General features: G+C 70.8%; 7 protein-coding genes. 6 read left to right on the forward strand and 1 reads right to left on the reverse strand.

Annotated features, from left to right (window positions below; all coding sequences use genetic code 11):
* The 5 genes from ACFWE2_RS23835 to ACFWE2_RS23855 all read left to right on the forward strand — a co-directional run.
* Window positions 1-912 (forward strand): carbohydrate ABC transporter permease (locus ACFWE2_RS23835; protein WP_377226691.1); only part of this gene is annotated, 912 nt, incomplete at its 5' end.
* Window positions 909-1838: a carbohydrate ABC transporter permease gene (locus ACFWE2_RS23840; protein WP_377226692.1), complete on the forward strand. Its 930-nt coding sequence runs from the start codon at window positions 909-911 to the stop codon at window positions 1836-1838. The genes ACFWE2_RS23835 and ACFWE2_RS23840, both read left to right, overlap by 4 nt.
* Window positions 1839-1843: 5 nt before the next feature.
* Complete coding sequence (locus ACFWE2_RS23845) at window positions 1844-2560, forward strand: Poxvirus protein I5 (RefSeq protein WP_377226693.1); 717 nt, start codon at window positions 1844-1846, stop codon at window positions 2558-2560.
* 48 nt (window positions 2561-2608) lie between these two features.
* Window positions 2609-4951 (forward strand): rhamnogalacturonan lyase, encoded by a 2343-nt coding sequence (locus tag ACFWE2_RS23850; RefSeq protein WP_377226694.1) that lies wholly within the window; start codon window positions 2609-2611, stop codon window positions 4949-4951.
* 137 nt (window positions 4952-5088) lie between these two features.
* Window positions 5089-5349 (forward strand): hypothetical protein, encoded by a 261-nt coding sequence (locus ACFWE2_RS23855; protein WP_377226695.1) that lies wholly within the window; start codon window positions 5089-5091, stop codon window positions 5347-5349.
* Between the two features lie 79 nt (window positions 5350-5428).
* Here the strand turns inward: ACFWE2_RS23855 and ACFWE2_RS23860 are convergent, their stop codons facing one another.
* Window positions 5429-6454 (reverse strand): LacI family DNA-binding transcriptional regulator, encoded by a 1026-nt coding sequence (locus ACFWE2_RS23860; RefSeq protein ID WP_377226696.1) that lies wholly within the window; start codon window positions 6452-6454, stop codon window positions 5429-5431.
* A gap of 62 nt (window positions 6455-6516) precedes the next feature.
* Here ACFWE2_RS23860 and ACFWE2_RS23865 point away from each other — a divergent pair, with 62 nt between their 5' ends.
* Window positions 6517-6879: an L-rhamnose mutarotase gene (locus tag ACFWE2_RS23865; RefSeq protein ID WP_377226697.1), complete on the forward strand. Its 363-nt coding sequence runs from the start codon at window positions 6517-6519 to the stop codon at window positions 6877-6879.
* The last annotated feature ends 23 nt before the right edge of the window (window positions 6880-6902 follow it).

The following is a 6902-nucleotide window of genomic DNA, read 5'->3' on the forward strand; positions in this document are numbered from 1 at the left end:
GCGCGGGGCGGCGCCGGCAGGTCGCCGCGCAAGCGAGCCGACCTCCGCGCGGGCTACGCGTTCCTGTCCCCGTGGCTCCTGGGGTTCGGGCTGCTGACAGCCGGCCCGATGCTGATGTCGCTGTACCTCGCGTTCACCGACTACAACCTGTTCCAGCCGCCGGAGTTCGTCGGCCTCGACAACTTCACCACGCTGTTCGCCGACCCGCGGTTCCTCAAGTCCGCGCAGGTCACCGCCGTCTACGTACTGGTGGGCGTGCCGGTGAAGCTCGCTGCGGCACTCGCGGTGGCGCTGCTGCTGAACGCGAAGCACCGCGGTCAGGGCGCGTACCGCTCGATGTTCTACGCGCCCTCGCTCATCGGGGCCAGCGTCTCCGTGGCGATCGTGTGGCGTGCGATGTTCATCGACGACGGCATCGCCGACCAGGTCCAGCAGCTCTTCGGGCTGCCAGGCGGTGGCTGGGTGGGCGATCCCGACATGACCATGCCGATGATGATCCTGCTGGCGGTATGGCAGTTCGGCGCCCCCATGGTGATCTTCCTGGCGGGGCTCAAGCAGATCCCGGCCGAGCTGCACGAGGCGGCAGAGGTCGACGGCGCCGGTCCGGTCCGGCGGTTCGTCTCGGTGACGATCCCCCTGCTGTCCCCCGTGCTGTTCTTCAACCTGCTGCTCGAGACCATCGGCGCGTTCCAGGTGTTCAGCTCGGCCTTCATCATCTCCGGCGGCACCGGCGGCCCTGCCGACTCGACGCTCTTCTACACGTTCTACCTCTACATCAAGGGCTTCACGGAGTTCCGGATGGGGTACGCGTCGGCGATGGCCTGGGTGCTCGTGCTCGTCGTCGGGATCATCACAGCGGTCCTGTTCCGCACCTCGCGTGCGTGGGTCCACTACACGGGAGACGTGCGATGAGCGAGATCAGCCACCCGAACCCGACCGCCCTGGGTGCGGCGACCCCTCCGCGCGCGGACCGCGACCACTCGTCCTCCAGCACGGCACGCCGGCGGCGGCGCACCGGCTCCGTGGTCTTCCACGTGGCCGTGCTCGCGATAGCCGTCGTGATCCTGTACCCCGGCGTGTGGATGCTCATGAGCACGTTCAAGCCGACCGGCGACATCGTCGGCAACGTGAACCTGTGGCCGGAGACGTGGACGCTCGACAACTACGTCTCGGCACTCAGCGGGATCGGCGGGATCTCGTTCTGGACCTTCGTCCTCAACTCGCTGATCCTCGCGGTCGGCTCCGTGGTCGGCATAGTCCTGTCGGCGGCCGTCTCGGCCTACGCGTTCGCCCGGATCAGCTTCCCGGGGCGTGGGGTGTACTTCGCGATCATGATCGGCACGATGCTCCTGCCGTTCCACGTGGTGATCATCCCGCAGTACATCCTGTTCAACTCCATGGGCATGGTGAACACGTTCCTGCCGCTGCTGGCGCCCAAGTTCCTGGCCACCGAGGCGTTCTTCGTGTTCCTCATGGTGCAGTTCCTGCGCGGGCTGCCCCGTGAGCTCGACGAGGCGGCGCGCATCGACGGCTGCGGGCACTGGGGCATCTTCCGGCTCGTGCTGCTCCCGCTCATGCGGCCGGCGGTGGTCACGAGCTCGATCTTCGCCTTCATCTGGTCGTGGAACGACTTCCTCGGGCCGCTGCTCTACCTCAAACAGCCCGACACGTACCCGCTGCCCATCGCGCTGCGGATGTACGTGGACCAGACCTCGGTCTCCGACTACGGCGCGCAGATGGCCATGGCCGTGCTCGCGCTCCTGCCGGTGCTGCTGTTCTTCGTGCTGTTCCAGCGGTACCTCGTCGACGGGGTCGCGACGCAGGGCCTCAAGGGCTGAGCCGCGTGGACGCCGACGCACGAGAGGACGAGGCCGACGCGCAGCCGGCCGGCGGGCGACGTGTGGCCGGCGAGAGCCGGTTCGCGCTGCTCGGGGAGACGCTGCTGACCGGGGTGCTCGTGCTGGTCGGCAGCCTTCCCGTGGTGACGCTCCCGGCGGCGCTCGCGGCCGGCTCAGCGCACCTGCGCCGCCACCTCGGCGGGTACGACACCTCGGTCCGGACGTTCGCGCGGGACTGGTTGGCCGCCGCGCGCGGCCTCTGGGCGCTGGGTGCGCTCCTCCCGCTCGCCGCCGGTGCGGTGGTGCTGAACACCGGGCTGACGGCGTCGGGTGCGCTGCCCGGGGCGTCGGTCGTCCGCTGGGTGACGTGGGGCGCCGCCGCGTGTGCGGCAGTGGTGCTGGTGCGCGCGGCGGCCGCCTGGTCCGACGACGAGCCGGCGCCGGGATCACCCGGTGCCTCACCCGGTACATCACGCGGTACGGAGTCCGGGTCTCGGCCCGGGCTCGTCTCGGGACCCGGTGGCGCGTGGGTGCTGGTGTCCCGCGGGGCCGTACGCGCGAGGGACGACCTGGCCGGGTCCGCCCTGGTGCTCGCGGCCCTGGTGATGTGCGTGGTGCTGGTCTGGATGTTGACGCCGCTCGTCCTGGTGACGGGCGGCCTGCTGAGCCTGGCGGCGGTCGCCGTCGAGACGCGACGTGTGCGGCGTCGCGCACTCGGCTGACGCCGTCCGGACATCCGTGAGATCGAGAATTCAGAGAGGAATTCGAACATGATCGCGAGACGAATCCAGGCCAGGGCCGTCCTGGCGGCGGCACTCTGCCTCGGCCTGAGCGGGGTGGGCGTCGCTGCGTCCGCCCAGACCGGCGAGACCGGCCAGACCGGCACGACCGGCCAGGCCGCCCAGACCGGCGAGACCGGCCAGACCGCCCCGACGTCGGGCACCGAACGGCTCGAGCGCGGCCTCGTCGCGGCGTCCACCAGCGAGGGCGTCTTCCTGAGCTGGCGGCTGCTCGCGCCAGAGGTCACCGGTCATACCGAGGCAGGGCTCAAGAGCCCGGACTTCGCGGTGTACCGCGACGGCAGGCGCGTCGCGCGGGTGTCGGGCTCGACCAACTACGTCGACCCGGCGGGCACCGCCGGCTCCAGGTACCGGGTGGTCCCGCTGAGCGGCCCCAACGCGGGCCGGTCGGCGTCGGCCACCGTGTGGGGCGACGGACACCTCGACATCCCCCTGGACAAGCCGGCCGACGGCGTCACGCCCGCCGGCGAGGCGTACACGTACCGCGCGAACGACGCGTCGGTCGCGGACCTCGACGGCGACGACGAGTACGAGATAGTCGTCAAGTGGGACCCGTCCAACTCCAAGGACGTGTCCCAGGTGGGCTACACGGGCAACGTCTACCTCGACGCCTACGAGCTCGACGGCACACAGCTCTGGCGCATCGACCTCGGCGTCAACATCCGGGCCGGCGCGCACTACACGCAGTTCCCCGTCTACGACTTCGACGGTGACGGCCGCGCCGAGCTGATGGTCAAGACCGCCCCCGGCACGCACGTGACCACGTACGACGGCGGAGAGCCTGCCGGCAGGCGCTACGTCGGCATCCCCCGGGACGACCGCGCGGACGGCGTGACCCACGCCGACGACTACCGGATGTCGGCCGGCGACTACTACGAGCACCTGGTGGAGACGTTCCGCGGCTGGTCGACGCGGCCGGAGGTGACCGGCGGGGAGTGGCCGGCCACGCTGGAGCAGGCGTGGGGCATCGACGCCCGGTGGTCCTATCCGCTGTCCGACGCCGACGCGCGCGCAGCGGCCGACCACTTCATCGACGTCTACGCACCCGCCCGCTCGACGCGCAACCAGCTCCGCAGGTTCGAGGGCTTCGTGGTGAGCGGGCCGGAGTACCTCACCGTCTTCGACGGCCGCAGCGGCAGGCCCATGGAGACGGTCGACTACGAGCCGGGGCGCACCGACGACGGGCTGCGCTGGGGCGACTACGCGATGGCCCGCATCGAACCGGGGAACCGGGTCGACCGGTTCCTGTCGGGCGTCGCCTACCTGTCCGAGGGCCGGCCCAGCGCGATCTTCGCGCGCGGCTACTACACGCGCTCCACGATCGCGGCCTACGACTGGAACGGCAGGCACCTGACCAAGCGCTGGCTCGCGGACTCGGGGTGGACGGCGATGCGCAACCCCTTCAACGACAGCCCGCACGGGGTGCCGGGCACCTCGCCGGAGTGGGGCACCATCACGACGCAGGGCTTCCACTCCCTGTCCGTCGCCGACGTCGACGCCGACGGCAAGCAGGAGATCGTCTACGGTTCGGCGACGCTCGACGACGACGGGTCGCTGCTCTACTCGTCGTTCGACACCCTGCCCGAGGGTTCCGCGAACCCCGGGGCGCGTGCGGGGCTGGGCCACGGTGACGCCATGCACGTGACCGACATCGACCCGGCACGGCCAGGGCTCGAGATCTGGACCGCGCACGAGGGCGGCACATGGGCGCCGTACGGTTCCGCGCTGCGCGACGCCGCGACCGGCGAGGTGCTGTTCGGGCAGTACTCCGGTCGGGACACTGGCCGGGCGATGGTCGGCGACGTGCGCGCGGACGTGCCGGGCGTCGAGGTCTGGGCGTCCATGCCGGACGGCACCCTCGGGTCGGGCACGCTGAGCGCAACGGGCGCGCAGCTCTCGACGACGACCATGGGCACCAACCAGTCGGTGCGCTGGGCGGGGGACGGGACCACGCAGATCATCGGGGGCGCGGAGGCGCAGACACCGACGATCAACGACTGGTCGCGCGGGGTCGTGAAGACCCTGGACGGGACCCTGACGAACAACGGCACCAAGGGCACGCCGTCCCTCGTGGCCGACATGCTCGGCGACTGGCGTGAAGAGGTGCTGGTGCGGACGGCCGACTCGAACGCGCTCCGGCTGTTCACGACCACCGAGCCGACGGACATCGCCATGTACACGCTCATGCAGGACCGGCAGTACCGCGCCGAGGTGGCGCGTCAGCAGACGACGTACAACCAGCCGTCGTACCCGGGCTTCTACCTGGCCTCGGACACCGACTGGTCCACGGTCCCGGTCCCGGGCCGCGGCTGACCCCGCGACAGGCTCGACCGCCGTCCGCCCCGGGGTCCCGTCGGTCGAGTCTGTCGAGACCTTGTGACCATGCGGGGTGCGTCGTCCGATTCTGGTGACAGGCGGAGAAGCCGTGCAGTAGCGTCGGCCGTCACGACGTGCCCCGACCCGATTGGACGACCATGTTCCTGGGACCGCAGTACGACCTGATCTGGTCAGCATGTGCGCTGGTGGCCGTCGCGCTGACCCTCGCGGCGCTCGTCGTCTGGTTCAGGACACGCTGGGAGCGGGCCTGGGAGGCCCTCCTGACGCTGCTCGTCATCGTCGTCGTACCGGTCCTCGGGCCCGCCGCGTTCCTCGCGTCCCGTGGCCGGCGCCCGGTTCCGGTGCGGGTCCGCTCGTCCGACCGGCCGAGCTGACAGCCGAGCTGACCATGCAGCTGCTGCCAGGGTAGGCCGACCGCCGGCAGCAGGTGCATGGTCATCCCGCGTCTCGCGGTTACCTCGCCGACGCGGAGCTGGAGCCCCGCACCACCAGCGTGGGCTGGAACATCACGTGTTCTGCCTCCGCATCGGTGCCGCCCAGCAGGAGGTCCGCGGCGCGGGCGCCGAGCTCGTGCGTCGGCTGACGGATCGACGTGAGCGGTGTGGACAGCTCGGCGGCGAACGCGACGTCGTCGTACCCCACCACCGCCATGCCGGTGGGGACCGCGATGTTCTCCGTGCGGAGCGTGCGCAGCACGCCGAGCGCCACCAGGTCGTTCACGCAGAAGACGGCGGTCGGCCGCTCGCCCGACTCCAGGAGCCCGCGGATCGCGGCCTCCCCGCCCTCGGCGTTGAGGCTGGACACGGTGACCTCCTGGAGCGCGGACGCCGGGTCAAGCCCGGCGGCGGCGAGCTCCTTGACCACGCCTTCGTGCCGGTCGGCGCACTGCCTGATCGTGTGCGGCCCGTTGAGGAAGACGATCCGGGTGTGGCCCTCGTCCAGGAGGTGGCGCGCCGCGAGCTCGCCCCCGCGGACGTCGTCGACGGCCACCGACGAGATGCTCGGGTCCGATGACGGACGGTCCAGCAGCACGACGCCGGTGCCACGACGGCGGATCGCGAGCAGGTGCTCGATGTCGTCGGTGGCCGGCACGACCATGACGCCCTGCACGCCGTGCTCCTCGAACAGGCGGAGGTAGCGCTGCTCGCGCTCGGGGTCGTCGTCGGACGACGCCACCATGAGCGTGAAGTCGTCGCGGTCCAGGCGCTCCTCGATACCCCGTGCGACGTCGGTGAAGAACGGGTTGGCGATGTCGAGGACGATCGCGCCGATGGTCGTGATGGTTCCGGCCCGGAGCTGCCTGGCGGACCCGTTGCGGACGAAGCTGAGCTCCTGGATCGCGGCCTCGACCCGCTCGCGTGTGCCGGGTAGCACACGTTCGGGTCGGTTGAGGACGTTGGAGACCGTGCCGACGGAGACGCCGGCGACACGGGCGACGTCGGCGATGGATGCTCGTCGGTGAGCGGCCTGCTGGGTCATGGAGAGCCTCCTTGCTTCGGGCTACATTATGAACCGTTTCACGAGGAACCGGAGGGCCAGGCATGTCGAGCAGCACCGCTGGTGCACGCGTCTGTTTCACGTCCCGGGTGCGGGCCGACCGAATCCCGGAGTACCGGGCGGCACACGCCGCCGTCTGGCCCGAGATGCTGGAGGCCCTCCGGGACACGGGCTGGCGGGACTACCACCTGTTCCTGCGGGACGACGGTCTGCTCGTCGGCTTCCTGGAGACCGACGACTACGAGGCGGCGCAGCGGAGGATGGCCGCGACCGAGGTCAACGCGCGCTGGCAGGCGGCGATGTCGGGCTTCTTCGTCGACGACGGCAACCCCGACGAGGGGTTCGTGCTGCTGGACGAGATCTTCTACCTGGAGGGACAGCTAGCGGCCCTCGACTCGCCGAGGTAGAGCGCCTGTCCGGACAGACGCTC

The organism is Promicromonospora sp. NPDC060271 (assembly GCF_042726755.1).
Classification (GTDB): domain Bacteria; phylum Actinomycetota; class Actinomycetes; order Actinomycetales; family Cellulomonadaceae; genus Promicromonospora.

Bases quoted from the DNA above. Each gene is read 5' to 3' on its own strand.
- ACFWE2_RS23860 (WP_377226696.1), bottom strand. From the start codon at position 6,454: ATGACCCAGCAGGCCGCTCACCGACGAGCATCCATCGCCGACGTCGCC.
- ACFWE2_RS23840 (WP_377226692.1), top strand. From the start codon at position 909: ATGAGCGAGATCAGCCACCCGAACCCGACCGCCCTGGGTGCGGCGACC.
- ACFWE2_RS23865 (WP_377226697.1), top strand. From the start codon at position 6,517: ATGTCGAGCAGCACCGCTGGTGCACGCGTCTGTTTCACGTCCCGGGTG.
- ACFWE2_RS23850 (WP_377226694.1), top strand. From the start codon at position 2,609: ATGATCGCGAGACGAATCCAGGCCAGGGCCGTCCTGGCGGCGGCACTC.